Below are 651 nucleotides of genomic sequence, written 5' to 3'. Positions count from 1 at the left end.
TTTGTGACATCATAAGCGTCAATCAATTGTTTAGTTAATGGCACTTCGTCAACCATCAAGTCATCCCCAAGCATTACGACAAAAGGCTCGTCACCAACAAAGGCTTTTGCTTGTAATACCGCGTCTCCTAACCCTTTTGGATAAGATTGACGTTTGAAGAATAGGTTTAAACCAACCGTTTCTCCGATGATTTCAAGCAAGTCATCGCGACCCTTATCTGCCAAGTTCGACTCTAACTCCACATTTGAGTCAAAGTGGTCTTCGATTGGTCGTTTACTTTTTCCAGTAACAATTAGAATGTCTTCAATTCCAGAAGCCAAGGCCTCTTCCACGATAAATTGAATCGTTGGTTTATTAACAATCGGCAACATCTCTTTCGCCATTGCCTTTGTTGCAGGTAGGAACCGTGTACCTAGCCCTGCTGCAGGAATAATCGCTTTTCTTACTTTCGCCATGAATGAATCCTCCATTTATCTGTTAAATTTTCTCATTTCATTATAAAACAAATTGCCGTTAAAAAATATCCTTTAAGTCATCTTCAAACTGCAATTCACCTTTGCGTTCTCTAGCCATTAAGGCGGTGATCACATCTTGAATACTAGATTCTCCTTGAATCACCTTGTAAATTGCTTGGGTAATCGGCATATCAAC

At 39.8% G+C, this 651-nt stretch carries 1 protein-coding gene; it reads right to left on the bottom strand.

Annotated elements, in window-relative coordinates; translation table 11 throughout:
* Window positions 1-455 (bottom strand): UTP--glucose-1-phosphate uridylyltransferase (locus ACRCJ0_RS18115; protein WP_431391525.1); only part of this gene is annotated, 455 nt, incomplete at its 3' end.
* Window positions 456-651 lie beyond the last annotated feature (196 nt).

It is taken from the genome of Aerococcus sp. L_32 (assembly GCF_050689315.1).
The sequence above is the reverse complement of the archived record's forward strand: the minus strand, read 5'-3'. Positions and strand labels throughout refer to the sequence as shown.